20 protein-coding genes and 3 pseudogenes are annotated in these 25,494 nt (G+C 55.8%); 9 read left to right on the top strand and 14 right to left on the bottom strand.

The window, feature by feature from the left end:
- Positions 1 to 302: 302 nt before the first annotated feature.
- Positions 303 to 1,235, bottom strand: coding sequence for an IS5 family transposase (locus tag FGE21_RS09145; protein WP_139662992.1), 933 nt, complete (start codon positions 1,233 to 1,235; stop codon positions 303 to 305).
- A 132-nt stretch (positions 1,236 to 1,367) separates the two neighbouring features.
- Here FGE21_RS09145 and FGE21_RS09140 point away from each other — a divergent pair, with 132 nt between their 5' ends.
- Together FGE21_RS09140 and FGE21_RS09135 are read left to right on the top strand one after the other, a co-directional pair.
- Positions 1,368 to 1,574, top strand: a complete 207-nt coding sequence (locus FGE21_RS09140; protein WP_139662991.1) for a hypothetical protein — start codon at positions 1,368 to 1,370, stop codon at positions 1,572 to 1,574.
- A gap of 245 nt (positions 1,575 to 1,819) precedes the next feature.
- Positions 1,820 to 5,869, top strand: a complete 4,050-nt coding sequence (locus tag FGE21_RS09135; protein ID WP_176695400.1) for a P-loop NTPase fold protein — start codon at positions 1,820 to 1,822, stop codon at positions 5,867 to 5,869.
- 654 nt (positions 5,870 to 6,523) lie between these two features.
- Here the strand turns inward: FGE21_RS09135 and FGE21_RS09130 are convergent.
- A pseudogene (locus FGE21_RS09130) lies at positions 6,524 to 7,587 on the bottom strand (IS3 family transposase).
- 846 nt (positions 7,588 to 8,433) lie between these two features.
- Between FGE21_RS09130 and FGE21_RS09125 the strand changes: the two are divergent.
- Positions 8,434 to 8,829 (top strand): hypothetical protein, encoded by a 396-nt coding sequence (locus tag FGE21_RS09125; RefSeq protein ID WP_139662989.1) that lies wholly within the window; start codon positions 8,434 to 8,436, stop codon positions 8,827 to 8,829.
- A 250-nt stretch (positions 8,830 to 9,079) separates the two neighbouring features.
- Positions 9,080 to 9,427, top strand: a complete 348-nt coding sequence (locus FGE21_RS09120; protein WP_092061518.1) for a hypothetical protein — start codon at positions 9,080 to 9,082, stop codon at positions 9,425 to 9,427.
- 358 nt (positions 9,428 to 9,785) lie between these two features.
- Here the strand turns inward: FGE21_RS09120 and FGE21_RS09115 are convergent.
- The 5 genes and pseudogenes from FGE21_RS09115 to FGE21_RS09095 form a co-directional block, all read right to left on the bottom strand.
- A pseudogene (locus FGE21_RS09115) lies at positions 9,786 to 9,944 on the bottom strand (glutaredoxin); the annotation flags it as partial.
- A gap of 11 nt (positions 9,945 to 9,955) precedes the next feature.
- Positions 9,956 to 10,780 carry a DUF6692 family protein gene (locus tag FGE21_RS09110; protein ID WP_176695399.1) on the bottom strand — a complete coding sequence of 275 codons (825 nt, stop codon included), beginning with the start codon at positions 10,778 to 10,780 and terminating at the stop codon, positions 9,956 to 9,958.
- Between the two features lie 77 nt (positions 10,781 to 10,857).
- Complete coding sequence (locus tag FGE21_RS09105) at positions 10,858 to 11,262, bottom strand: cytochrome c (protein ID WP_139662988.1); 405 nt, start codon at positions 11,260 to 11,262, stop codon at positions 10,858 to 10,860.
- Positions 11,259 to 12,638 (bottom strand): multicopper oxidase family protein, encoded by a 1,380-nt coding sequence (locus tag FGE21_RS09100; RefSeq protein ID WP_139662987.1) that lies wholly within the window; start codon positions 12,636 to 12,638, stop codon positions 11,259 to 11,261. The genes FGE21_RS09105 and FGE21_RS09100 overlap by 4 nt, the downstream gene beginning before the upstream one ends.
- Before the next feature lies 1 nt (position 12,639).
- Positions 12,640 to 13,080 (bottom strand): cytochrome c, encoded by a 441-nt coding sequence (locus FGE21_RS09095; protein ID WP_139662986.1) that lies wholly within the window; start codon positions 13,078 to 13,080, stop codon positions 12,640 to 12,642.
- A gap of 909 nt (positions 13,081 to 13,989) precedes the next feature.
- Here FGE21_RS09095 and FGE21_RS09090 point away from each other — a divergent pair.
- The 3 genes from FGE21_RS09090 (at position 13,990) to FGE21_RS09080 (ending at position 18,211) form a co-directional block, all read left to right on the top strand.
- The gene (locus tag FGE21_RS09090) at positions 13,990 to 14,718 is read left to right on the top strand and encodes a hypothetical protein (RefSeq protein WP_139662985.1); all 729 of its coding nucleotides are present in this window, start codon (positions 13,990 to 13,992) and stop codon (positions 14,716 to 14,718) included.
- A gap of 281 nt (positions 14,719 to 14,999) precedes the next feature.
- The gene (locus tag FGE21_RS09085; protein ID WP_139662984.1) at positions 15,000 to 16,835 is read left to right on the top strand and encodes a hypothetical protein; all 1,836 of its coding nucleotides are present in this window, start codon (positions 15,000 to 15,002) and stop codon (positions 16,833 to 16,835) included.
- On the top strand, positions 16,733 to 18,211 hold the full coding sequence (locus FGE21_RS09080; protein ID WP_139662983.1) for a hypothetical protein: 1,479 nt from the start codon (positions 16,733 to 16,735) through the stop codon (positions 18,209 to 18,211). Before FGE21_RS09085 ends, FGE21_RS09080 begins: the two co-directional genes overlap by 103 nt.
- A 14-nt stretch (positions 18,212 to 18,225) precedes the next feature.
- Here FGE21_RS09080 and FGE21_RS09075 read toward each other — a convergent pair whose 3' ends face one another.
- The 3 genes from FGE21_RS09075 to FGE21_RS09065 are packed head-to-tail and all read right to left on the bottom strand — an operon-like array spanning position 18,226 to position 21,105.
- A complete protein-coding gene (locus FGE21_RS09075; protein WP_139662982.1) occupies positions 18,226 to 19,383 on the bottom strand; it encodes an HNH endonuclease in 1,158 nt (385 codons plus the stop codon).
- Positions 19,367 to 19,867: a hypothetical protein gene (locus FGE21_RS09070; protein WP_139662981.1), complete on the bottom strand. Its 501-nt coding sequence runs from the start codon at positions 19,865 to 19,867 to the stop codon at positions 19,367 to 19,369. Before FGE21_RS09070 ends, FGE21_RS09075 begins: the two co-directional genes overlap by 17 nt.
- Positions 19,864 to 21,105: a nucleotidyltransferase gene (locus tag FGE21_RS09065; RefSeq protein ID WP_139662980.1), complete on the bottom strand. Its 1,242-nt coding sequence runs from the start codon at positions 21,103 to 21,105 to the stop codon at positions 19,864 to 19,866. The genes FGE21_RS09070 and FGE21_RS09065 overlap by 4 nt, the downstream gene beginning before the upstream one ends.
- Positions 21,106 to 21,740: 635 nt before the next feature.
- Here FGE21_RS09065 and FGE21_RS09060 point away from each other — a divergent pair.
- On the top strand, positions 21,741 to 21,953 hold the full coding sequence (locus FGE21_RS09060; RefSeq protein WP_139662979.1) for a hypothetical protein: 213 nt from the start codon (positions 21,741 to 21,743) through the stop codon (positions 21,951 to 21,953).
- A 301-nt stretch (positions 21,954 to 22,254) separates the two neighbouring features.
- Complete coding sequence (gene tnpA / locus FGE21_RS09055) at positions 22,255 to 22,644, top strand: IS200/IS605 family transposase (RefSeq protein ID WP_139662978.1); 390 nt, start codon at positions 22,255 to 22,257, stop codon at positions 22,642 to 22,644.
- Positions 22,645 to 22,648: 4 nt separating this feature from the next.
- Here the strand turns inward: tnpA and FGE21_RS20370 are convergent, their stop codons facing one another.
- From FGE21_RS20370 to FGE21_RS20365, 4 genes and pseudogenes are all read right to left on the bottom strand, one after another.
- Positions 22,649 to 22,879 (bottom strand): hypothetical protein, encoded by a 231-nt coding sequence (locus FGE21_RS20370; RefSeq protein WP_370285596.1) that lies wholly within the window; start codon positions 22,877 to 22,879, stop codon positions 22,649 to 22,651.
- A 226-nt stretch (positions 22,880 to 23,105) separates the two neighbouring features.
- A complete protein-coding gene (locus FGE21_RS09045) occupies positions 23,106 to 24,440 on the bottom strand; it encodes a DUF6538 domain-containing protein (protein ID WP_139662977.1) in 1,335 nt (444 codons plus the stop codon).
- Between the two features lie 217 nt (positions 24,441 to 24,657).
- Complete coding sequence (locus FGE21_RS09040) at positions 24,658 to 25,191, bottom strand: phage portal protein (protein WP_255731464.1); 534 nt, start codon at positions 25,189 to 25,191, stop codon at positions 24,658 to 24,660.
- A gap of 104 nt (positions 25,192 to 25,295) precedes the next feature.
- A pseudogene (locus FGE21_RS20365) lies at positions 25,296 to 25,448 on the bottom strand (integrase); the annotation flags it as partial.
- Positions 25,449 to 25,494 lie beyond the last annotated feature (46 nt).

The raw sequence follows: 25,494 nt of genomic DNA, 5'->3' as shown, positions 1-25,494 counted from the left end.
TTTTTGTCTGTAACTTTGGTCGTCGGCCCAAAGCTACCAAGTCATCCTCGCTGCTATCCCGCGCGATTAGCATATGCGGGTCGTGGTACAAGCTTTGCTTGCTGCGGGTCATACACAAACTGAGTGATCGTACCGTCCTTGATCTTCTGAACGGCATCGTCGATCGCGAAGAGTGGCACCAGAAACCACTCTCGTGGCACGACAGGGCGGCCAAAACGGTCTTCGATTTGAATATCGAGCCGTGCACTGGCTCTGTTGCACAAATCTGGTGACAGGCGGACTTCCCCTTTCCCCGGACAGACTCATCCCACGGCTTCTTTGACGGGTATGCCGAGCGCGGTGAAGCCGGTCAGGACGGCCACGCGGACTTGAAACTCAGCGACCTGACGGTCGAAGTCCCTCGCGGACAGGCGTTGGCCCAGCAGTTTTACGCAATGCATCTTCGTTTCGACGCGGCTCCGGCGGTGGCAACCGCTCCATCGTCGCCAGATGGTCCGACCGAAGCGTTTCGATGCGCGCAGGGCCTCGTTGCGCGCGACGGCACCGGAACTGTCAGGCTTCCAGGGCCGTGCGTTCTTGCGGGGCGGAATTATCGCGGCTGCACCTCGGGCGGCGATGGTATCGTGGCACTTGCGGGTGTCGAAGGCGCCATCGGCGGTGACGCTTGCGATCTCTTGGTCCGGCGGGATCTGGTTGAGAAGTTCCGGCAGCATAGGCGCGTCGCCAACATCGCTGGTGGTGAACTCGGCGGCCCGGATTTCCAGCGTTTGCTCGTCGATTCCGATGTGGATCTTGCGCCAGACACGACGCTTCGTGCCGCCGTGCTTGCGCGCGTTCCACTCCCCTTCGCCCTCGACCTTGATGCCGGTGCTGTCGATCAGCAGGTGCAGCTGCCCTTGCGAATCACGATAAGGGATATTGACCTTCAGCGTCTTCTGGCGACGGCTCAGCGTGCTGAAGTTGGGCACAGCCCAGTCCAAACCGATCAACCGCAGCAGGCTCTCGACGAAGCCCGTCGTCTGTCTAAGCGCCATGCCAAACAGCACCTTCATGGTCAGGCAGGTCTGGATCGCGGCATCGCTATAGTCAGGCTGTCGGCCGCGCTTGCCGGTCGGCGCAGCCTCCCAGGTCATGGCGGGATCAAACCAGATCATCAGCGAGCCGCGGCGCTTGAGCGCTTCGTTATAGGTCGGCCAGTTCCTGGTCTTGTAGGCGGGGGGAGTGGGTTTGCTCATACCCTCCAGCTACCACGCTGGATTCACGAGATGAATCCCTCATCGGATTTGTGCAACAGAGCCGTACGGAACGGTAAGTCGATTGCCGCCATCGAGGTGAAGTCACATCGTCAGAAGAGGCATCAGCGATACTTGCTTGAAACGCTTGGCATGGCGACGCTGGCCGCCCGAGAGTATTGTAAGACCGTGCTGGTGATACCAGAAAGCTGGGGAGACTCGGTCGATGTCATGGCCAAGCTGATAGAGGAATTAAACATCGCGGACGTCAAGCTCGCTACTTTCAAAGAAGGCGATGCCACCGGAGCTCCGGGGGAGTTCCATTATGTCCTTGGAGCTTAAGAATATTCCATCTAACGTAGCCAAGCGTGAATACTAACAGTCCAATTGGCGTGTTCTCGCAAATTTACTCACTCTGGGTAAGGCGCTATCATTGTTGGATATGATGGTCCGTGTTGCAACAACAGTATCATTGGGTATTGGGCGATGCGAATGGCTAATCGCACAATCCTGTTGTTCAGATCAGGTATTGGCGCAATACTATAACTTCATATTGCCAGCCGATGTCATTGAGAAGAAGTGAAAAAATGAAGAATTCCTCCCATGAAAATTCGCCGCCCCCAAAAACAATGCCCAGCATTCTGGACAGGGAGTTAGAGGATCGCGATGCGGACGCATTCGGGCATCAAGATTTCGCGGAAGCGTTAAGAGATTTAATTGAGGCCCCCACGAATAAGCCTCCGTTCAGCATTGGGTTACTTGGTCCGTGGGGAACTGGGAAGAGCTCAATTAAGGCTCTCTACAGACGCGACTTAGAAGATGACAAGACCGGTGCAGTTGGCAACCGTCGAGCCGACCTTATTCACGTAATTTCGTTCAATGCCTGGCGGTTTGGCGGTGAGCAGGACCTAAAGCGCGCATTGTTGCGGGAAGCGTTTAAGCAACTTGGTGGCGACGAAAGCGCTCTTCGGCAGCATCTGTTTGAGCAGGTCAACAGCGTTACACATGAGCGCCGGTTATTCCGAGACTGGTTTGGTGAGTCGTTCGGCCAGATTGTTGGTAGTGCCGTCTTACTATCGCTACTCTTTCTCGCCGCCGTGTTGATCACGGTAATTCTTGTAAGGACGACGGGGCTTGAGGGGCAACAATCGGCAGTGTGGGTTGCCGTGGCAGCAATAGGACTGACAGGTTGGTTCGCGAGAAACATCGTCGACCTTCGTATTCGCTCTCCCGCGCGTTTTATACCGCAAACGTCAGTCTCGTTTCCTACGACATCGGCAGAAGAATACGAGAGGTTGCTGACGGAGCAGATCAATAAATTCAGGAAGGGTGATGGCCGAAGATGTGAACGGTTAGTTGTATTTGTCGACGACTTAGATCGTCTGTCCGCGCCAGAGATGGTGGCCGGTCTCGATGCCATACGCACATTTCTTGAGCTGCCATTTAATACTTCGGAAAACGGATTTGGCGTTGTTTTTGTGATTTCATGCGACGAAGACAAAGTTTCGGAAGCCATCAAGCGGCGGAGCGGGCTTGGGAGTCCCGACTTACCTGGCGCCGTGTTTTCGCGTGGTGATGCGCGCCGTTATCTTGATCGACTTTTTCAGTTTCGCTTAGAGATTCCACAGTTCCCGAAGCTGGATATGAGAGATTTCGCTCTAAAAAAATTAGAGAGTATACAAAGTGTGTCGGTCGATTTTGAGAAGAGAAACTATTCCCTGGAGGATGTTATCGATCGATTGATCCATGTGGATGTCCAGAGTCCACGAAACGCAATTCAGCTTTTGAATGCCTTCATACAGTCTTGGTGGCTCGGTAGTCTACGCGAACGAAACGGGATTGGATCCGACGCAAGGGGCGGTCTGCACAAAGGTGCTGTTTCTGATCATCCGCTGTCATTAGCGGCACTATGCGTGTTTCGGGTTGATTTTCCCGACTTCTACGACGCAGTGCAAAATCGGCCCGATATCATACAGGAATTCCGCAGTGTGGTATTTGGCGGCAAGTCACCGTTGGAATTAGCCCCACAAGCACAAGAGCTGCTTAAAGACTTTCTCGTTGTTGGCAAGGATGGCAGTCTGACCGCCAACGTGCGGGCTGATCACCGGAAACTCAGACGCTATCTCTCCAGCTTGGCAGATCTTAGATGGCCCGTCGTGCTGCAGCCGCTTCTGCGGCTCGCTGAAGACCCAATAACACGGAAGTTTGGTGACAGAGCTGCGATTGTTTTTGATAGTCTTGTTTCCGGCGACGTTTCGGGCGTACTTGAAGCATTTGGACGGCATTTGGACCACAAGCCTCTGTCGAACGAAGATGTTCTGCTGTTGGAGGGATTCGGGGAGGCCCTGCCGCAGGAAAACGAGACACGCCGAACCAACGCCGCGCGTGTTCTGGCCGCCTTGGTAGATCGGATCCCCAAGGACCGACGACGCAGAATTCTGTCGCCACTCATTAGACAAATGGCGACACTTAAAGCTGTTCGCATGAACATCCAGCCAAAGCGTGCCCTACAGATCATAGAAGGGGCAAATGCCGAGGATCGGCGTGATGTTTCCGAAAAGTTTATCAACGATCTCTTGATTTCGGAGCCGCTGGAGTGGCGCCTTGCAACAGGCGGTGAGCCCAGCCTTGATGAAGTTACCGTCGCTGTCAGGGATGCCGCCGATTTAGCTCTGGAAGTAAGGGGATCGAACGGTCTTTCAGCAGAAGTGGATACCCTACTCCGAGATTGGCTACTGAAACGTGAGATCCGCCTCGGAGCCGAGTCGCACACATTGCCCTTCATGGAAATTGAACCATGGGTAGACCGATATGGTGAGCCTCTCTTAAAGTATCTCGGGGCTGACTATTCAGATCAAGCCATTGGTGAATTTGAAAGGCCAGAGGTTACTTCTGAGTTTGTAGACGCAGTCCTTCCGAAAATTTCGTCGATACACGAAGGTATCGCTGAGCTCGGTCAGCAAGAACGTGAGGTGTTATGGACCCAACTCACGCGGTTAGTCGCCGTCCAACCGCAATCGGCGGCAACTGCCGCATGGGCTGAAGCGGCGCGCTACAGCAATTTGGCTGCACCTGATGAAAGACGGACGTTTCTTCTCGCGTTTGCCGATCGTCTATACAAAGCAATGGAAGATAAAGAAACGTGGCCGCTTAATGTCGATGAGGGCGCAAATAAGCTCAACGACCTGACTGCAGAGTGGTGTAAGGACATCGACCCAGCTACAGCAGAAGAGCTGGAGAAGATCGTTCTGCAATGGGCTGAGGACGACTCGTCGGAAGAATTTGCGATGCGCATGCTTGACTTGATGAGAGGTCAGGCAACGCCTTCTTGGGAGCGAGTACTTTCCAAACTCAGTGAAAAAGGACTTCCCAAACATCCAATGGGTATTTCTTGTTATCTGGGGCGCAATTTTGAATTAGCAGGCAAAGCCATAAAGAACCAAATCGTTGTCCGTCTGAATGAAGTAATAGAAGACAATGCACCAGATGAAGGAGCTATTGAGGCCTATGGTGCTCTCGTGAAGAGTATGCCGGACGATGAATGGTCTGTAGAGCCTCTTCTTGGACACCTTGTGCGGTTGTTGGATCGGGTCAACGCAATGCATAACACTCCAGCCTACTTGCGCCGGTTCTTGCCAATATCTGTGCCATTGTTCAAATTTTCTCCGGATGGAAAGGTGGGCCAGATACTAAAGCAACTACTTGCAAATGCAGCAGGCACTCCCAAAGCATATGTTGCGGTCCATGAATGCATGGTCGGAGTATGGCCTGCCCTGAATGATCAAATCGGCAACTACCAACCGAACGAAATCGTGACCAGGGCATGTCAGTTTATTCGTGAACAGCCCGGCAATAAGGGTATCGGTGAAGTATATGCATCAATATGCAGCATAGCACGACAGGTTCTATCAGGCGCTGAAAGCAATCAAGAGATAGCGGAGGTCACCCCAATTGTATGGAGTGTTGCACCAAACGCTGTGTCCGCTCTTTCCGGTTTCGTGGCGTCGATCTTGGCGCCTGCGGGCATAGCAAAAATCTTGACAGAGACCCAAGAACCGGATCTGGATCAGAGTGATTTGTCCTCAATCGTGACGGCAATATCAGAGGCGTTTGACGAGGCTCAACAGCTCGAAGCGGCCAAGATTGTCCTTACCACGCCACCAGTACCAATATTCGGCAGACCTGACGGAGCATATGATTTCTGGATTTCGGCCGCTGGTGAGAACAAACCAAAGCTTTCGATCAAGCTTCTTGCGGACGACGGCCTGAACGACGAGCAACGAAGCCGTGTTCTTGTAAAGTCCGAAGATGCAACACTTGCAAGCTCTCCGGCTTCTGTTGAGGCCCTGCTCAGGGACGCCAAATACCCCATTACAAGAAGAACAATAGTTGGAAGATTGGCTCAGGTTGCGCCAGCTTGCACCTCGATGAGCGCGAAGAGTAAGCTGGCAGAACACATGATTATGTCTCTCCCCTACCTGTCCGGAGAAGAACTGCACTCGGTTGCACAAATAATTCACGGTTTAGGTGGCGAAAGCACGCTTGAGCGCAATGATGAGGTATTAAGCATGCTTGACGAAGAACAGACTGAAATTGTCGCGAAGGCGTTTCCATCTTCTCGCCGACTACGTAGCTGACGTTAAAGGCTCGAACAGGCTGATACTGCGGTAGGTTCACTTTGACAGTCGAGAGAGGAGCGGGCATTCGATGCGGTGATATCAGATACCAGATTTGGGCTCGTATGCTGATTTTAGGGTTTCGAATGTCTGCTCACTAAAGTCGGATTTCGTATGGATGCGAGCAAATAATTCGTACAGTTGAAGACACGGAAACAGCCGATCTACAAGAGGTTACCAAGAAAGACCGGCTTGAATTGTGAACTCTTCTTTCAAGTGCAGTCGAGACCCGTCTGGACAAAAGTAGTGGGAAGATATGTTCCAGAGAAGGGTATTAGATGACTCTGCCTGCCCACAACGCCACTCTGCCCTTCCCCATGGTTTATCGCGGTAAGACATATGATAGCTTCAAGATGCTTTGGCTTGCGGTTGCGAGGAGATCGCACTCAAACGAGACCACCGTGGCGGGCCGCCTGCGTCGACGCTTGGGCAGTGAGGCGGTCTCTGATGATTTGCTTGATGAGTGCCTACTACTCGATGCCGACAGGTATCGAGAGAAATACGGAACTCGCAAGACTCATGTAGTCACTTCTAAGGGAACTGTCCGTCGTCAGAGTTTTTGGAACCAATGGCGGCCTAATCTAAGAGAGAGTTTGGCTCATCTGGTTTGTTTGATTATGCGGCGCGTTGTCTGTGATGCAAGCGTCGCGTTTCGAGCGTCTTTCGTTTGATCCTTTCGCGTTGTTTTAGAATGGCTTTGTCACGCCCGAAGTAGACGTCAGCGGGCGTGACGTTTCTGATGCTCTCGTGGTAGCGCTGGTGATTGTAGTGATCGACGAAGGCTTCGATTTGGCGTTCGAGATCACCCGGCAGGAAGTAGTTTTCCAGCAGGATGCGGTTCTTTAAGGTCTGGTGCCAGCGTTCGATCTTTCCCTGTGTTTGGGGATGATATGGCGCGCCACGCGAGTGCTTCATGCCTTTGTCTTGCAGCCATTCTGCCAGATCGCCCGAGACGTAACTGGATCCGTTGTCACTGAGCAGACGTGGCTTGTGAACGACGTGAACTTGGTCACAGCCAGACGTCCGAAGAGCGAGGTCCAGGGTATCCGTCACGTCTTCAGCCCGCATGTTGGTGCAGAGTTTCCAGGAGACAATATAGCGGCTGTAATCGTCGAGTACGGTGCTGAGGTAGAACCAGCCCCATCCCAGAACCTTGATGTAGGTAAAGTCGGTCTACCAGAGCTGATTGATCGCTGTGGTTTTATCTTTGAATTCGTTAGCGGCCTTGCCCAGTTTGGCCAGCGTCAGACGCGCTGACAGGTGGCTTTCTTCGACCAGGCGGATGATCTCTAACTTCTCTGACGCAGGGTATCTCATTCGGGGTCGCCCCCACCGTCGAACATGCTTTTTTTGAGAAGCCGCAGTTCGAGCGTTTGCTCCGCCACAACCTCCTTCAGGTCACGGGCCTCTTTGCGCAGGTCTTTGACTTCGTCAGTCGTGGCAGCACGGGCCGTATCGCCAGCCAGTCGGCGCTTCCCAGCTTCCATGAAGTCCTTCGACCATTTGTAGTAAATGCCCTGCGATATGCCTTCGCGACGGCAAAGCTCAGCAATGCTATCCTCGCCGCGCAGGCCATCCAACACGATCCTGATCTTCTCTTCAGAGGAATAATGCTTGCGCGTGGCGCGCTTGATGTCTTTGACGATCTTCTCGCCGGGTGTCTTCGTTGTCTTTCTCATCGCCCACTCCTTAGTGGCTACGATGAGCAACAAACCCTCTCTTAGCAAACCGCCCTATTTGGACCCATAAGCGCTGACGTCAGACAAACAGGATAATTTGAACTTTAGGCCCTTCTCCTTTGAGATGATTTGGGTATCGAAAGCTGCCATGGTCAGCTTTCTGGGAAAGACGTGCGCGGGCACATAGAGTCTCGGGGTTCAAGATCAGGCGATTTGCGCCTGTCGATCATCGCGTGTGGGACTGATCAAATCCCGCAGCGCGCTGCTTTTAGCGATGATCTTTGAGAATCTTGCTTTTGCTTGGCCGGTGCCGGCCATCAAACCTAACGCCTCCTTTCTGCATGCAAGAGATTTTCCCGAGACCGCTGCGAAATGCTTCACATCGATCTTGAAGAGTAGATGAATACGTTTGGTCCGATACGGAAACATTTTTTAGACCGAAACGCGCTATGCCCTCCGAACACGCCGTCCCTTGTAAAAGGCAGACCCTCCAAGTGCCCCCCGAACGACAATTCTCCTAAAGGTGCACAAGTGAACCGTGCGGATCGTATTGGTCGGCACACTGCATCCTGATGGTCTTAGACGGCAGTAGAATCGTCTCAGGGAAAGTGAGTTTCCAATTTTTTTCAAAAACTTCTTCGTCATGGGAATTTTGGCCAATCTCTTATCCAGAAGCCATCAAGAAGGACGATACGCAATGAAGAGAAAATTGACAGACACCGCCATCGACTGATTTTCGCGCCCTCAGAGTGAGGCGCGCAACTCAGCAGATGACGATCACATGAACCTCCAAAACATCCTGACCGCCGGGACGAAACCTGGCAACTTTTTTCAACAGGAGGCACCATGTACTACAACAAGATCATCCCCGACCCAAAGCTCACCAAATGCCAAGGAAGCGAACACGCGTTTCGGGCGTATTTCCAAGACAACGATGAAGCCCTCGGCCACGCCGCTGTGCTGCTCGGTGGGCGGCGCGGCGCGCGGCTCATCAATGCGGTTCGCGAGGCGCTGAGCCACCACAGGCCATTTACCCGTCGTCTGCGCCGTCAATTGCTTGAGCTGCGGAACCTTCTGTTCCTCGAATACGCTTACAATGACGATTGGGGCGATGACTCGGGTTTTGCACTGCTCGAACCCGACGATCCGATTGTTCCGGAAATCTGCCTCCTCGCGGATGGCTTGGAACAGGCCCTCCAGGATGCAGGGGTGTTCAAATCCGATCCCGGTCAAGCAGCGTGATGTATCTCCCCGCGCCTCGTCACCTTGGCGACGGCGTGGGGGTCTCGCAAGAAAGGTTTGAGCACGCGCATTTTTCTTCTTCGTGGATTCGCAAAACGACCAATGTCATTGGTACCAGCAAAAGCCCCCTTCCGATCCAAACACAAGGAGCACATCGGCAAACCAACCACCTCCTCTCATGCCGGATTTCGTGACGCCGCAGAATGGCACCCACCCAAAACAATCCAACCACATGAACAGGAGGTCCCACATGGACACCACTAATGAAAACATCGCACAGGCCGCATATGACCGGATCGCAGATACGGAGCAGCATCTGCGCCGTCATGGCGCTGCCCTGTGCAATCTGTTCGACGCTTTCGACGCGCCTTCGGGCTTTGATGCGCTTTGCGATCTTCATGGCATCTTCGGGAACCAGCACCCGGATGCCAAGATGATTAGGACAGCTCTTCAGGAGATCGAAACATTTCTGGCGAAGCAGACATCGCAAGCTGCAGATGCTGCCGCGCGGGATCGTGGTTTTGACGCGTCTGGTGCCCTGCGCTGGCATGGTGCCCGGATCAGTGAACTACATGCGCGGTTCTGCAATGCCGACTGACACCGTCTCGGGCTGTCAGTTGCAACACGCTCGTCGTCGGGGTCCCGACCCCGACGAGGGCGACTCTCTCCAACAAGATATCTGCGACATCTCAATGTGGCTTCTACAGAAATTTCGGGTGCCGTTTGTCCATCTCTGGGTGGACCGACACCCGTATCAGCAAGGTAGGGAAATCGCATGTATTTCGGTCATGCAATGGCAGCATCACTTTGATCACTTGGCCGCTGCGGCAAAGGAGGCGTTCCTTGCGCTCGGATATCAGCTCCTGGACCTTGGGGATGCCCTGATCTCTTGCACTTGTTGTGATGGTGGACATTCGCGACACGAGGCCCTCAGGGCCTATGTCCGGGCACCCGCGCTTGAACGCTTCGGTCTCGTCTTTGGTCTTCAGGTGATGGTCTTCGACGACGTAGCCGTTGCGCTCCAGCAGATTTTTGGACTTCAGACCAAAGGGGCAGGTATGCTCGGGCATGACCATGCGATAGAGGACGGCGGTTTTCGTGGTATCCTTTGCCATGACGGGCTCTCTCAATTCGTGCAGTTATGCTGGCCGCGGAAACCGGCCTCGTAGTCAGGGCCCGCGCTGATAACGAAATCCTGAAGGCTGTCATCTTCCGTTTCGCGCACCTGGACCGTGATAGGATCAGCAGCGAAGCTTTCTCCCTCGGCGTCGAGGCGGACCAGATCACCGCTGATCTTGACCAGAGCAGTGTCGTTGCCGGACACGAACACGGGCGGGCTTGCCTCAGTATAGGTGAAGCTGCACGCGGCTCCGTCCGGGAAGACCTGGGCGATATCTGCCTGTGTCAGGAACTCTGGGTCGACCTTGGAGACGACCTCGCTGATCAGGGCGTCCTGTGCAGATTTCAGCTCGGCTGCTTGTTCATCCCCGGCGGGGGTCGCTTCTCCATTCGCCGATATGTCCGCGATCAGATAGCGCATCTCCGCGATTTCCTTGTCTTGGGCGTAGATGATGTCATCCGCCAGGGTGCGCACCCTGGGATCGGTGATTTCCGCACGGGACGACGTCATGATGGCGATTGAATGGTGCGGGATCATCGCCCGCATGTAGGCGCGGTCCTGCACCGTCACCTGACTGCGCACCAACCAGAGCGCCCCTGCGAAAACGATGATGGAGCCCACAAAGATCGCGATGTTGAGCGTGCGGTTCTTGTACATGCCAAGCATGAAGGCCAGCATGACGAAGGCCATGACCGCCCCCATGACGATTGCCATATAGGCGCGTGTTTCCGACCAGAAGATATGGCTGACCAGATACGTGTTCAGGTACATCAACCCGAACATCAGGATCGTAGATACGGCAATCATCAGGAAAAAGCGGGAATAGGCCATCGTCACCTCCGAGTGCGTTTAAGGGAATAACAACCTTCCAGTGGGTGGATGTTCCCTAACAGTTGATTTTTTTCAGCCTATTCCTGCCGGGTTCTTTCACGTTGATAGGCGCGTTCGCGCTCGGGCCAGGTGGATTTGATGTAATCGAGGATCGCTCGAATTTCCGCATCCCTCAGGCTGTCGCCAAAGCCGGGCATGTTACTTTCATAGCCCCCGCCGACCACGGCGGCAGTTCCGTCCCGCGTGTTGCGGAACAGGATGTCGTCGCCATGATGCCAGGTGTGGCCCGTTGCATCATGGGGTGGCGCAGGCAGGCGGCCGTCGGGACCGGGGCTACGCCAGTTCGGTTGCCCCTGAAGCTCCGTCCCGTGGCAGGATGCGCAGTTCTGCTGATACAGAGCTGCGCCATCCATGGCTTCCTCTGCTGCGATGGCCTGCGCGCAGCTTGCAAGAGTTGCTGCAAGTGCGATCAGGTCCTTCATGTGACCATGATCCAGTTCGTCATGCCGGAAGCGGCGTGACCCAACATGTGACAATGCAGCAGCCACTTTCCTGGATTATCCGCGACGAAGGCGATTTCCGTCGTCTCGTTCGGCATTACCAGCACCGTGTCCCGCATCGGACCAAGCGCTCCGTCTTCCTTGCGCGCCCTGAAATGCATACCGTGAAGGTGCATCGCGTGCGGGAAGATCGTGTCATTGGTCATGCGGATGCGGGCTGTCTCCCCACGCGACAGGGTGGCAAAGGGCGTCTTTCCCATCCCGACCTGTCCGGCCAAGGCCCAGAACTGGCCATTCTGGACCAGCTCCTGCCAGCCCATCTTTTGTCCGTCGAAGGTCGCACCCTCCATGCCGCGCATCGCACCGCCTTGCAACGGCATGTCGAGGACAGGCGCGGCGTCGACGCCCACAACCTCCATCCGCGGATTGCGCGGCAGGGGCTGGGGCGCACCGCGCGGCACTGACGCGGCACGTCCTTCGACAGAGACTTCAGCCAGTACGCGCCAGGTATCATCTGCCGCGGCAAAGAGAAGCCCTGCGGTTTCCCCTTCCTCGGCGGTGACATCGACGATCAGATCCATGCGCTGTGCAGGGGCGAGCACAAGCGTGTCCGTCACCGGCTCTGGTGCCGCAAGCGGCATTCCGTCAAGAGCCACGGTCCAGCCGGTAAGCCCCTCCAATTTCAGGCCGAAGATCTGGGCATTGGCCGAGTTGATCAGCCGCAACCGCAGCCGCTCGTTCTGCCGGGCGGGCAGCCTGTAGTCGTAGCGCCCGTTCACGCCCACGAGGTTGCCGATCTGTCCGCCGTGGCTGCGCGTCATCGGCGCTGCGAAATCATCGACGAACAGGCCCGTATCGGGGTCCAGCAACCAGTCGTCGATCATCAGTACCTCGTCCCGATCCACATCCGGCGGTGTCGCCTCTTCGATGATCAGGGCACCGGAAAGCCCCCGCGCAACCTGTTCCATCGAATTGGTGTGCGCGTGATACCAATAGGTTCCGGCATCGGGCAGATCGAGAGCATAATCGAAGCTCTTGCCGGGCGGCACCGCATCCTGGGTCAGCCCCGCGACACCATCCATGGCGTTGTCGATGCGGATGCCATGCCAATGGACCGAGGTCGGAACCTTTAGCGCATTCAACAGCCGCCGTTCCAACCGGCTGCCTTGCGCGGCGCGGATCACGGGGCCGGGGATTGTGCCATCATAGCTCCAGACCGGCGTGGCCGGATAGCTGACAGGGGCAAGCTGGACCGTGGCGTCCATGGCTGTCAGGAGGGGCATGTCCTGAGCGAAGGCAGGTCGTGCGAATGGAGCAGAAGCAAGACCTGCGCAGAATAGCCGTCGAGTCATCTTCATGTCAGTTGATCCCATTGGCGCGCTGTACTTCGCGGATATAGGCGATGATCGAACTCACGTCCGCACGCGTCACCTCGGGCTGCGGCGGCATGTCTCCGAATTTCCAATGATGCGCGCGCACGCCATTCGCAACCGCCATCTGGAGGGCCATGTCGCCATGGTGGGATGGCTCGTAGATCTTGTGGATCAGCGGCGGAGCAAACCCCATTATCCCGGCGGCATTCTCGCCGTGGCAATCGGCGCAGACGACATCGAAGGCCCGCTTGCCCATGGTCGCCTCGGGCGACAGTGTATTTGGCAGCATGACGGACACCATGGGCGCGCCTTCCACAGGTGATGGGATTTCCTCTACAGAGGCAGTTTGAGGGGTAAAGCGGGTGAAACCATAGGCACCAAGCGCCACGGCAAGAACCGCGGCCCCGGCGAGGGTGAATTTGTTCATGGGAGTATCCTGTCCTGCACGGCTTTGGCAGCCGTGCGCTCTGATGACGGGTCGACCAAAATCGACCCAGATTCAACCGGAGCTGGCTCAGGCGCGAGGAGGAGGGAGGTCCAAAGACAGACTTATCGTCATGCCATTTCGAGGCTCCGGCCACGCATGACGGACGCGTGGCAGATCATCGTCCCGAAGCGGCTGACTGGTATCAAGAAGGGCATAGGATGCGCAAGTCGCCATGTCTGCGCAAGGCGCGTCAGCTTGGTGGTGGTTCGCCGGGGCCTGCTGATCAGCAGAGATCATCGTTTCCGGACAGGCCGCACAGTCATGCATCGCGGGCCCTGCCGCAGACATTTGCGGCAGGGCAGCCAACAAAATGAGGCTGGTCAGGAAGATGACGGCGATTAGGCGCATAAAGACCCTCGATTGCAGCGCAAAGGATGGGTTCTGACGACGGCTTGGTCAATCCCAAAATCGCTCCACTTCCCGCGCTCCCAGTATCAATGGTTACGCAGCCGATAACCGCAGTCCCACCTTAGTGTCGGCGTTTCGTGCCAAGCGGCGCGGGCAAGTAGTGACGCTGAGCGGACGAATGCAGCCGCAGCGAAGCTTCGGCATGGTCACGGGTAGTTTGGGCTCCAAGCCGCCTTGCGGAGGTGCAGAAAGAAACTGAGTTCCTCGGTAATGTGAATGTCAGCTCTCGCTGTTGACGCACTCCCACCACGCACTTGCAGCGAAAGGCTGGAATCCGCCCATCCTGTTGGAAAAAACGTATTTCTGGAGAAGAAAGCGGTGCACCGAACTGAACCCGAGCGCCTTCCTTTTCGGCGATAATTGGGCCGCTTGGGGGCCAGGGTATAAATCATTTCCGTACGGTTAAAACCGGAACCATCTCCTGCGAAACAGGAGATTTCTATGCTGCCCTTTGAAAAATTCCACGCCGCGACGCTTCTTGATTTGAATAAATGGTCGACGATGTCGCGAAACGAAGTTGGCCCCGTCTTGGCTCGATTTGGGATTCAGCCGCTCGGTCGCAAATATCCAATGCTCAGAGTTTACGAGCACCTGCTCGGCCTGTCGGCATCAAATCCTGCTGAAGCTGACATGCTTGGAACTGGTCTTCTTCGCGTCGCGAAAGCCGCGGAGAGGTTCGGCGTTTCAAGTGATGTTTTGTTGCACGCTTTGCGTTCAAAAAACAACAAATACCCGCCCCTCTATGCGCTCGGCCCGAATAGGCATTTCTTTCTGGCGGCTCAGGTCGAGCAGTTGTTGGCGAGCCCCAGAAATGAATTCTATGACCTTCCCCTGCGCCCGGAACATGCACTGCCAGCATCGCGCTTGGCGCGGCATCTTAAGGTGCCGCAAGCCAAAATCGACGCAATCCTGATAGAAAAAGCCAATCTTCCGGCCCGCATTATCAGCCGTGGGCACGTCCGATTCATCGTCTCGGACGTCGCACACAAGCTGGAAACCTCTCATTTGGATGAAGGCAGCACCGCCGCTGACAGCCCGGCCGACGACAAAGGAAGTCGCGCTGCCACTGAGGTTGTACGGCCCTCTACCAGCGGGGCGCATCGTGGCCTGTTTGCGGATACCGCGGCACGTGCAACTGGCGAGGCTCAACCTCCGCGGACCTGCACTTGATCCGGCATTTATGCACACCGAGGCGATGGCCCGCACGGGGTGCCGCCCGAGGCGAAACTGACGGAAACATAAGGAGTCGCTTAGTTCCCGGATAATTCGACTCGACTGCACATTTTCGCTTCGTCTGCACTCTAAGCGGCCAATCTCTTCAGTGAGCCGCAGTGGCGCGCAGTGCAAGTTTTCCGCAAGGCCGCTTCCGTTCCTAAGTCCGACTAACCCCAGAAATCACGCAGCCGACCAAAAAGGCGGCCGTGTCCAATCAACTCAAGAAGGAAAGCAGAATGGGTTTGTTCTCAAGTGCCTCTCAGGCAGCTACGGCTGTCGCAGTGCCAGCTCCAAAAACCATGCAGACGGTGTTCGATGAGGCTGACGACGCAACTGAACGCAATCGCATCGCCCGGGTCGGCGAATTCTTCGCCAAGCCCCTTTCAACCCTTGATGGCGATGGGGGTGATCTGCTGATGTGGTTCGACAACCATTTCCAGCCCCTCAAACAAATCGGTGCGGGACCGTTGCCCGGCTCTGATCGCCAATTCTGGAAATCAACAAGCAGTTACACCAAATGGCGCGAAGTCGTCCGCCGCAGGATCAAGACCACCCTTGGCATGATCGCTGCGAAGAAAACACTGCGGGAGCGCATCGACGGCTGGACTCCATTCCTTGCGCTCCTGGAGGAGCTCTCAAAGGATCACGGTCCGGTGCACCCCGCGACGGTCGGCTCGGTTCAAACATTCTCTGATCGCGCACGAGCGGCGGGCATCGACCCGATGGATCTGACGCCTGACATCGTGCCAGCGTTCCTGGATGGAATGCCGGTCCACGAAAACAAGGCATCCACGAGAGCTCTCAGGGCGCTTGGGCGCCACCGCATTTTCCCACAGATTGCAGAATTTCTGCCGGAAGACTTTGACACTGATTTTCTTATTCCTACAGCCCGCACCGTCGTTCCCGAGTCTATCCGAGAGATGATCGCGGAGATGGTCAAGACGGCACGCTACGACCACAGCACATACGACGATGTTTCGGAGAGTTGCGCTGAGAATTTCAATGAGAAGACCGCAGGAACCTACTGTGCTGCGTTAGTAGCACTTGCCCGGGCTGCGCAGGACACCGGCGTGGTGGATCTGGGATCGCTGAATTGTCTCGACTCCCTGTTCGAGACCCGGGTTCGCATCGCTACCGTCCGCCACTGGATCGACCTGTCGGAAACGGATGCAAGGTTCGGCCTGAGAACCGCGGCAGATTACGTCCGCATCGTCGCGCAGATTGGCAAGGCCAATGGCCTTAAAACAAAGAAATGGCTTAAGAACCTGAAGAAGAATCAGCACCTCCAGGAGGGTCACGCGGCAGGCGAGAAGATGTCCCCAAAAAACCGGAGTTTCTGCGAGACCCTCATTCACAATCCCGCCGATGTCCGGACCTTCCTGAGGCAGCACGTGCTTTATCAAGATCGGGCAAAGGACATCCTTGCGACGGACAAGCCTCTCACCCAGGAGCAGCTGCGCATTGTGCGGCGGTATGCCACTTGCGCGGCATTCTCGGCGCTGGAAATACGCGGTGCTGGCCTGCGCAAGGGCAGTGCCTTGACTGCCGAATGCGATGGCGTTGGGCAGAACCTCTTCCGGAAGACAACTGGGGAGAAGAAGATCTTTGAGTTGAGGATCCCGCAGAAAGACATGAAAGGCGGTTATATTGAGATGCCACCTATTCATGTCCGGGATGACAAATATTGCGGCTACGAGGTGCTCGACTGGTACATATCGACTGCACGACCACTTTTCGATTTCGCCAATCCGGAATTCTGCAAACAGAAGGAGTGCGCTCAGTCCACGCACCTGTTTGTTTCGGAGCAATCGGCCCGACCTTTGTCCGGGGGCATGCTTTACAATTGGTTGATTCGCAGCAGTGCTGAAATAGGCCTGCCGATGTACCCGCACAATTTCCGGCACGGTTTCGCCACCCTGTTGCTTGCGCGATCCTGGAGTAACCGTGGGCGCGCCGCCGCATATCTCGGATGCTCGGTCGGGGTGTTGGATACCTATTACGGATGGATCGACAAGCAACAAAAGCTCGAAGAGGTGCAGGATCTTTTGGCGGAGGCTTTGGCCGGAAAATGACCCGTCACCAGATTCTCGCAAAGCCGCACTGGCAGCCCAACGCGGCGTCACCCATCCTGCTCAGCATGCCTCTTGCCGAATTGCAGTCCCTCGACAGCCTCGTCGAGTTCATGTCCGAACACGGCTGCACAGACCTTTCGCCATCCGACTGCCATGTCTGGGCGCGCCTCAATGAGGATGCAGTTGTGATCGAGCATGTCATCGCGGCCATGATCAAGACCGATGGCCCCGAGGCTCCGCCTCTTGCATCCCTTCGGGCGGCGGCACAGAATCTGACGGCCTGTGCGCGCTTTGCCGGTATCTCGCGCGAGCCACGGCGTGATTACGAACGCAAGATCTCACTCTATCCCGACGACCTTCCATTGGGCTGGCAAAATCACCTCGCAGACATCCGTGACAGGAGGGACGATAGTGATATCAAACTGGCACCTGATCTCTACGACCGCATGACGCGCAAGCTCTGTCAGTACGGGTGGTATCTCCGGGAAAACGACATGCCGCTGTCCTTTGATATACCCTCGCTCAGGGCGTTCTACGCCTTTGAAACAACACGGATATCTAACCGGGGTGCGTCTCTGAGAACCTCGACAATCATTGCGACATTTGGGGACCTCAGGGATTTCCTGCGGTTCTCCAAGGTCTATCCGAAGCGCCTGATCAAGGAACTCGACAAGCTTCTCAAGAAACTGCGGGATCGTGCCGACGTTGAGACAGCGCAGAAGTTTGAAGCCCTCGCCGCGATTGACATTACAACGATCCATCCCCGCGCGGAGGCCATCCTCGCAGAAGTGGCGAAGCAAACCAATCCTGCCAATCGGGTCATCAAGCGCAACCGTGCCTTGGCGATCGCGGTGCCTCCCCTCACGCCTCTCCGCCGCGAGTGGCATGATCTACGGTTCGGCCGCGACCTTGTCTGGAGCGAGGGTCGCTATCGCCTCCGTGACTACAAGCTGCGGAAAACCCGGCATCTCATCGGTCGCGAGGAATATCCTGGCTCCGTTCACCCGAGCGTGCAGCATTTCGTCGATGCGCGATTGCTCCAAGATGATGATGCGAAGTACCTCGACGTCCTGCGCGAGAAGGCCGAAGAGCAGGAATGGCCTCTATTCGTCCATCCTGACGGTGCACTCGTTGCCGAAAACTACGTGTCGCAGGTCTGGTCCTCGGAGTTCCAAACCGGCGCCCATATCTGCCGATCCATCGTGTATGACGTGGTTTTTGCCATCAGTGAGGACGCGACGCTGGCTGGGATGCTAATGAATGATCACACATCGCAACAAGCACGCAAAAAATACACCGGGGACCGCGCCAAGCAGGCAGCGCTTGCTGCGGCAAGCAAGGAAATCGATGATCTCTTTGATGCGTTTGGTGCATGACACAGGCAGAATTTCTATTCGACAGCCTGCGTCGAAGCTCGGATCTTGTGTCGGACCACGAACCCCTGATCAGGAACTTGGTCGTAAATCAAGAAAGGCGGATGGACTTTGTGTTGCCAAGCCCGGCCGAACTCGACAGCACACGCAGCTGGGGCTGCCGGAAACACTGATAGTCTTACGTCCATCCCGTGTTGATCTTTGATGGCGTCGAATGTCTTACCGACGAGTTCCCGAAAGCGAGAGAGATCATCCTTGTTGCGAAGCTCAGAAGCCCCCAGCCTACTGCTCCGGATCTCCCAGATTGAAACCCGATCATCAGGCAGCGCCTGGGTGACACGGTCGTCTGTTATGCCCGCGGTTACAGAAATTTTCAGCGCCACTTTCTTGGTGCCAGTTGTCCCAGGGATACAGGTGAATTCGAGAGGGTCACGATCGTTCGGCCAGACCCAGCCCGGCGTCGGTTCCCGGTGTCGCCCGTAGACCGATACGGCTGACAGGTCCGAAAGCAGTCGGCCGAGCTCTATGAGGACGGGCATCGGTGCAAAACCGAAGACCGCGAGATGTTCCAGATCATCGTCTGCGAAACGTCCGTCGATCTCCCGCTGGATCTTTTTGCGAAGTGCATCGATGACGACGGGGTAGTAGTCTGGATCGCTATCCTTTTGCGCAATGTCTCGGATTTTGATGTCGATGGGACGCCGATCTGCTGGGGTAAACCCTGGCCTCAGGGCCTCGATGCAGTCGCAGAGCGGAACGGCTGTCTCGTTGTCGCCGATCGCAGCAGCAATCCGAAGGATATGGGCGGGCGTTGCATTCGGGTTTTCGAGCAGCCGCTCGATCCGTTCCTCGTTGGCACGCTTCATCTCGCGCAAGACCTCTACGGTGTAGCGGTCGATCTTGGCGGGATCGTCGATCTCGCGGTGATGCGGATCGCACATCAGCATCAGGTTCTCGGGATCGTCCGCGAGCTGGTGCGAAAGGACCGGGTGGCCACGTACGAAGCCCGGGTCAGAGGCTATGATATGAGCCAAGTAGGCATGGTTCTTCGCCAGGTCACCCGTCACAAGGTCGCCGTCGAGGCGCTTACCACAGCCGTGATACTGGCATCGCCCGGCAGCACGGCCCCAGACGAGAATTCTTGTCTTTTGCGATGGACTACGCCCTCGTGCCATCCGGAGCCTCCTGTTTCTGCCTGAGGATCTCGCCCACGGAGATCGGACCCGGCGCGTTCGAGCCGCGCCAGACGCCGTCGAGATGCCAGATTTCATAGAAATGAAGCCACTCGGATGCCCATGGGACAATCCGGTCGGCGATGAGCATGGTGCTGTCCCATTCTCCAGCATCAGGGTCAAACAGGCAAAGCGCCGAGTCTGCCGGAGTTTGATGATCGTAGTTCAGGTGCGGAAGATCGATGAAGTCGGTCCCCGGCCGGGGCTCTATCTGCGGGTCCAGAACATGGACCAGGGGTACGGCTTTCGGATTCTGCCATGCCCAGAGGATTGCAACCTTGTATTTCATCTGGAAACCCCTGAGAGGCCCGATCCACGCGATAAACCGACCTTCGCTCACTATACGCGGTTGAAGGTCAGGCCAGCGGTGCTCCATGCGGTTGATCTGCACCTGAGCAGAACGCGGCTTCCGGGGCTTGGTCTTCATTTACCGCGGAAGCCGGGATGGAAGTGGTGGGCCGGGGCCTTCGAGACCTGCGCTGCCTTTTTCGGAGCGGCCGCGATGAGGGCGGGATTGGCCACGAACCCCTTGTTGTGCTCGTAATGAGCAACGCCAGCCGTCGAGGAAAGACCATCAATATAGGCTCGAACCGCCTTCTCGCTGACCTTTTCGCCAAACAGGTTGTCGAAGATCTTGCGCGTATCTGACAGACTGGAAGACCGGGCACGAGCCAGTTCCTCTACAAGATGGCGCAGATCCATCCGGAAGAGCTTCATTTCACGGGTATGTTTCGGCCACCGGTCATTGAAATTCTCTTCCCAGAGCGCGGGATTGCGTTCTTCCGGACGACGACCGCTTTCCAGCGCGACTGCCATGCGCCTGTCGAGTTGTGCGGCATAGCTCTCAAGCTGCGCGCAAATCCCGAAGGGGGATAGGGGGACCTCGGCGGCGATCTTCGACAGATAGACTGACACCGGACGCTTCTCGTCCCGGTTGGCATAGCGCAGGTTGAGGTATCGCTTCATGAGCTTGAGGGCGATGACCTGCGGTGCATCCCGAACCGGATCAATGGGCTCGGGAAGCGCGTCTATGTCTGCATCGGCCATGGTTGTGCCGGCCACCAAGCGATCATTCATCTGCAGATTCGATCGCACATCGCGCACATGATCCTGGAAGCTCTGGCTCGGCATCGTGATGCGTGCCCTGAAATCTTCCGCAAAGCCGTAGGGATTCACGCGGAACCGTTCATCACGTCCTTCGTCGGGGCTGTGATAGATCTCACCGACACGTTCGCGCCGAGGAACTCGGTCCGGGTCCATCGGGGTGACGTCCAAGTGCATGAAGGCGAACTGTAGCTGGATGCAGCGTGTGCAGCGCTCGATTTTCTTCACGTCGGGAAAGCCCTCGAAGGCGGTGTGAAGCTCGTTGAGCACTTGTCTCGGCGTCCATCCGACCGGGGTGCGGAATTCGAGGATGGCGTCCAGGTCGAACCTGTCGTCGTCCGCACCATGAACGATGGTGGCACCAATGGAGCGGGAGCCCTGAGGATAGACGAGCGCCGTCTCCATATATCGGCGGATCGGACTATTCGGCCGTTGGAGATGCTCTGGGATCAGGTTGTACCGTTTGGAGGCGACCTGGTTGTCTCGGTCGCTCAGTTCCATTTCGAGGACTGTCCCCAGCATGAGGGCGTCGAGTTGCGGTGCGGTGTCATCAAGCGGCATCGGTAAGGCCTCCTCCAAAGTGGTGCCCGTTCGATTGCCTCCCTTCAATCATACGCGCGAACAACCACAATATATGGCCGCTACTGATTCGGCTCAATACTACCAGATGTATTTTGTTCTCCATATGTCCCGAGGGTGTCAACCTCGGCACCATAGTGAACTTGGATTCCTGTTAGCGCCCCTCCCTTCGGGTGCCCGTCCCGGGTATCATCGAAACTGATTGCATCTTTGGCGATTGGGATCACCTGCGGCGACCGGAAGTAAGGTCCGCATTCCGGAACAACGCGGTTTGCCGCTATCCCGTGATTACTTCGAGTACGGTTTGGGACGATAGTGAAGCCGGTCCATGTCCCTTTGGACTGCTTCGAACCCCGGGCATTGTGATTCATAGACACGAATTCGAACATCGGGCGTTTTCTGGCGGATGTGATGCTGCATCTATCCGAGCCCATTTCGGCAGAAACCTTAGTGATACTGGTGAGAGTGTTGCCCCAAGCCCATTTTGGTAACTGAACACCCATCAGAGGTTTCAATGCTGAATCTGATAGATATCGAACCTTAAACACAGGCTTTTTCGGTCTAAATTATTCGAAACCATGTCCTGACCTCAATGAACAAGAGGTCAAGCGAATTCGATGGGCTACAAGGTTGCGAGCATTGCGCCAAAAAGTGAAAGAGCAAGCTTGGAGAATGCTTTGCTCTACATTGCAGAGATGATCGTTTTCGAGAACGGTGACGTATATCTACCCCTGTTTGAAAAGCTGGAATGTGCGCTCAATTCCCTTTCTGAACGGGAGACGACAATTGAGCGGGCTCGCCGGATAGCACAGGAAGCGCGTGCAGCGTGACCTGCTCCTTAAAGGACCCGTTGGGAAAGGACTGACGACATCAACTGACCGGCGGTATACAGCGCTCAGGGTAATACGAGATCACGTGATCCCGCAACGCCGGGTCAGGTCTGGCTATTTGCACTTTGCGTCAGGCTTTTTAGTATCCACTCATTGGTTCAAACCCTCCGTCTTCCAGTCGGACCCGCTTCAGCGCGAAGAATCGTGTTATGATCTTACCCTCCCGAAAATGAGCCGCAGCCGGGTCGGAGGCTCATTTTCGGGAGGGTAAGATCATGCGATATGACACTGGCAACACTGCGTGTTTTATCACCGCTATCACATCGTCTGGTCGACGAAGTACCGCTACAAGGTGCTGACCGGAGCACTCCGCCTGCGGGTGCGCGACATCTGCCGCCAGGACTGCCGCGAGAACGAGGTCGACATCTTGCGCGGGGTGCTGTCGTGTGACCATGTCCACATGTTCGTATCGGTGCCACCGAAGATTGCCATCTCGGACCTGGTGCGCAAGATGAAGGGCCGTTCGTCTCACAAGGTGCAACAGGAGTTTCCGGTCATCCGAAAGCGCTACTGGGGCTGCAGGTTCTGGGGCGGGGGCTACTTCTCAACCACCAACGGTGCCATCACCGAAGACATCGTACTTCAGTACCTCGAAAATCACAGCGCCGATCCTACCGGCGCCAGCCGGTAGTCGTTCAGTCGAGTATTTTCTTTTCCAATGCCTGCACCTGCGCTTCGGTTAGGATGGCAGCCGCCTTGCCGCCCCTAACTTCTAAGGCCTTCAGCCGGGCTTTGACGTGGGCCAGATCGTGCCACGGCCAGATCGAGTGGACACCGGAGAGCGAAACAAAGACACCTTGTTTGCGCAACTTGTTCGAGGTGCTGGCCTGGCCATAGGCCGGGAAATCGGTGGTGGATTTGATCACAGCCTTCCTGGGCGCATCATCAATCCAATTTTACTGCTATGTTCAGCAGGTCGGATTTGTGTTTGATGATCTTGTCGGTAGAATTCCACATTATGGCTTCCTCGTTTGGATGGTTTGATTGTCACCACCATCAAAACGGACAACCATCTCCCTTCAAAGGAACCGCCGCCCCCATTCCAATTTGAATAATGGGGGGCGGTGTCCGATCACATCGAGACTAATTCAGCTAAACTGGCGTGAGCTTGATTGCATCCGCGATTGCCAGTTTTTCCTCAAGGGATAGCGGGTTGCCGTAAACCTCCCGTCCGCGGATACGTTTAATCGAGTGCCCCATCATCGCCCCGCGCTGCTCGTTGTTAAAGCCCGCATTTTGCATTCGTTTCTCGAAAGAATGGCGGCTACCACCCATGGTGACCACTTCGGGCAGAAGACCGTTCTCGTGTAAAAATGCGTTAGCGGCCGCAGAAAAAGTGCCTTTTCCTCTGTAACGTGGAAAGCCATTGGGATGTCTGCGCATCGCCTCCAATGCCATACCTACAAGAGGGATTTTGCGCTTCGCGGCCTTGTTTTTGATGTTGCGGGCAAATTTTCCGCTTTCCTTTTTGATCTCAACATGCGGTATCTCCGCGTCCAGATGGATGGAATTCGGTGGCAAATCGGTGATTTCAGATTGACGAGCCCCAGTTTCAATTAGGACATAGGAGATGTCGCGTGCTTCTTGGTTCATCCGAGAAAGGGCACGTGGGGCGATTATGCGCTGAAGGTTCTCCAAGGGAATTTCAAGTTTCTGCCCATCTCCTTGAGCGAGCTTTGAAAGCGGTGAGAACAGATTCCTCCAGGGCGACGGGGGGATTTCTTCCGGGTCGACGCCCAAGGCTTCATGATGTCGCTTCCAAAGCCCGTTCAGGTTTTCAAGCTCTTTTTTGGCGGACTCAGCTCTATAATCTTCCTCCATGACGCGATCTTTCAGCGCATCGCGGAACGCTACGGCGGACCTTCTATCAATGCTTGAAAATTCAGGATCTCGGCCGATGAGTTTGATGAATTTATCTGCCGGTCGTAGCCAGCGACTTTCCCAAACTCTTCTTCCTTTAGCGGTTTTGTCCTTCCAGTCCTCAGGATACCGCTCCGGCATGCTCTCGGCAACTTCCATGAGCGTCATTTTAGGTAGTTCAACGCCCCCCAAGATCGCTTGTGCTGCGGCACTTCCAGGCTGATCAGCATTGGCCTGCAACCGCTCGATTCGGCCGAGAATCTCCTCGACACCCATGTCGGCGATCTCTTCGGCAGTGCGGTAGATTTCTCCGCGCGATGCGGCCAATTCAGCGGAAAGTTGATACCGCGACTTGGCACTTACATTCTGCTTACCTGCCAGCAAAGCGTTCCACTGGGCATGCATCTCGCGCTTCCACGTGACACGAAACTCTATTGCATCGTCGTAGTTCGACGTGCCCGTGGCCTGCCATACCTCCTTTTTGCCGACCGTTTTCTGGAACTGGACCGGCACCTGAAGGCGAGCGGTGTACTTTCCTTTTTTGCCTCTTTGGAACAGTCCATCCATCGTCAGCTCCCTTCTCTTTGTGGGCGCTTTAGGGGATACACACGCACCGCATTGGAGGAAGTGATCAGACTTGAAGCGCAACACTATTTGCTACACTTTTTGCTACAGGTCCAGTCCAATTCGAGAGAATTACGTCATATAAATAAGGAATTTTAAGTTTGGTTCGATTCCGCCCCCGGGCACCATTTAAGCTCTTGATATTGCTGATCTTTCATCTTCAAGCCTCTCCCGGTTTGACGATTTTGCTGATGGGTTTGACAACTTGCGATCGGCGTTCGTTCTCTAGCTCCAATGTTTCCATGGTGATCCGGTTGCGATCTGCGAGGTTGGCGGATCGCGAGTAATGGCGCGCCATGGACGGGGTTTTCTGGCCCAACAGGTCGGCAATCTGGCGCTCTTCCATATTGAGCGGTGACAAGTATTCCTCGCCGCCCTCGATGCCCTTGAGGTTTTCCCATGCACGAATGTCGTTCGGGCTGAGCCAGCCCCATTCGCGGCCGATACGATACGCCTCATATCGGGCCTTCATGTCGCCGCGCATAAGCCCCGCCAGATCATGCTCCACAAAGTAGCGTTTGCGCCCCTCGGCGGTCAGGAGAGCCACGTTCATGGCTTGCTCAACCCTGCGGGCCATGGGCGCAAGACAGCGCACCACAAGTGCACGGCTTTCGCCATCCACGTTCGAATAGGTGGCGTTGTCGGTGATGCCGACGACAGTCGGCGGCACGCTGAAGGTGCGGGCCACGTCCATATTGGAGAGCTTGCGGCTGTCCAGGAACTCGGCATCCTTGGCAGGGATCGCAGTATGTCCACGGCCTGCGGGGGCAAAGGCACGATGTGCAAGCGAGCGTTTTTCACACGGCTCGCCGGAAGTTCCCAAATACCTTCATCAAGATTGAGTTCAGACCAGCGCATGTCAGACACTTCTGCCCGTCGCTGCCCCGTCATCGTCAACAGCTTGAGGAAGGGACCAAAAGGATAGTCCTCGGCATCGCTGTGCTGCCATATCGTGCGAATTTCGTCATCGCTCAGTGAAGTGGTCCCAGCTTTTCGG

The sequence above is a fragment of the Phaeobacter sp. B1627 genome, assembly GCF_006265095.1.
Classification (GTDB): domain Bacteria; phylum Pseudomonadota; class Alphaproteobacteria; order Rhodobacterales; family Rhodobacteraceae; genus Epibacterium.
The sequence above is the reverse complement of the archived record's forward strand: the minus strand, read 5'-3'. Positions and strand labels throughout refer to the sequence as shown.

Coding starts and splice junctions, on each gene's coding strand:
- FGE21_RS09120 (WP_092061518.1), top strand. CDS start 9,080: ATGGACACCACTAATGAAAACATCGCACAGGCCGCATATGACCGGATC.
- FGE21_RS09085 (WP_139662984.1), top strand. CDS start 15,000: ATGGGTTTGTTCTCAAGTGCCTCTCAGGCAGCTACGGCTGTCGCAGTG.
- FGE21_RS09075 (WP_139662982.1), bottom strand. CDS start 19,383: ATGGCACGAGGGCGTAGTCCATCGCAAAAGACAAGAATTCTCGTCTGG.
- FGE21_RS09105 (WP_139662988.1), bottom strand. CDS start 11,262: ATGAAGGACCTGATCGCACTTGCAGCAACTCTTGCAAGCTGCGCGCAG.
- FGE21_RS09040 (WP_255731464.1), bottom strand. CDS start 25,191: ATGGACGTGGCCCGCACCTTCAGCGTGCCGCCGACTGTCGTCGGCATC.
- FGE21_RS09065 (WP_139662980.1), bottom strand. CDS start 21,105: ATGCCGCTTGATGACACCGCACCGCAACTCGACGCCCTCATGCTGGGG.
- FGE21_RS09110 (WP_176695399.1), bottom strand. CDS start 10,780: ATGGCCTATTCCCGCTTTTTCCTGATGATTGCCGTATCTACGATCCTG.
- FGE21_RS09095 (WP_139662986.1), bottom strand. CDS start 13,080: ATGAACAAATTCACCCTCGCCGGGGCCGCGGTTCTTGCCGTGGCGCTT.
- FGE21_RS09080 (WP_139662983.1), top strand. CDS start 16,733: ATGCTCGGTCGGGGTGTTGGATACCTATTACGGATGGATCGACAAGCA.
- FGE21_RS09060 (WP_139662979.1), top strand. CDS start 21,741: ATGGGCTACAAGGTTGCGAGCATTGCGCCAAAAAGTGAAAGAGCAAGC.
- FGE21_RS09135 (WP_176695400.1), top strand. CDS start 1,820: ATGAAGAATTCCTCCCATGAAAATTCGCCGCCCCCAAAAACAATGCCC.
- FGE21_RS09070 (WP_139662981.1), bottom strand. CDS start 19,867: ATGAAGACCAAGCCCCGGAAGCCGCGTTCTGCTCAGGTGCAGATCAAC.
- FGE21_RS09125 (WP_139662989.1), top strand. CDS start 8,434: ATGTACTACAACAAGATCATCCCCGACCCAAAGCTCACCAAATGCCAA.
- FGE21_RS09145 (WP_139662992.1), bottom strand. CDS start 1,235: ATGAGCAAACCCACTCCCCCCGCCTACAAGACCAGGAACTGGCCGACC.
- FGE21_RS09100 (WP_139662987.1), bottom strand. CDS start 12,638: ATGAAGATGACTCGACGGCTATTCTGCGCAGGTCTTGCTTCTGCTCCA.
- FGE21_RS09045 (WP_139662977.1), bottom strand. CDS start 24,440: ATGGATGGACTGTTCCAAAGAGGCAAAAAAGGAAAGTACACCGCTCGC.
- FGE21_RS09090 (WP_139662985.1), top strand. CDS start 13,990: ATGCTGCCCTTTGAAAAATTCCACGCCGCGACGCTTCTTGATTTGAAT.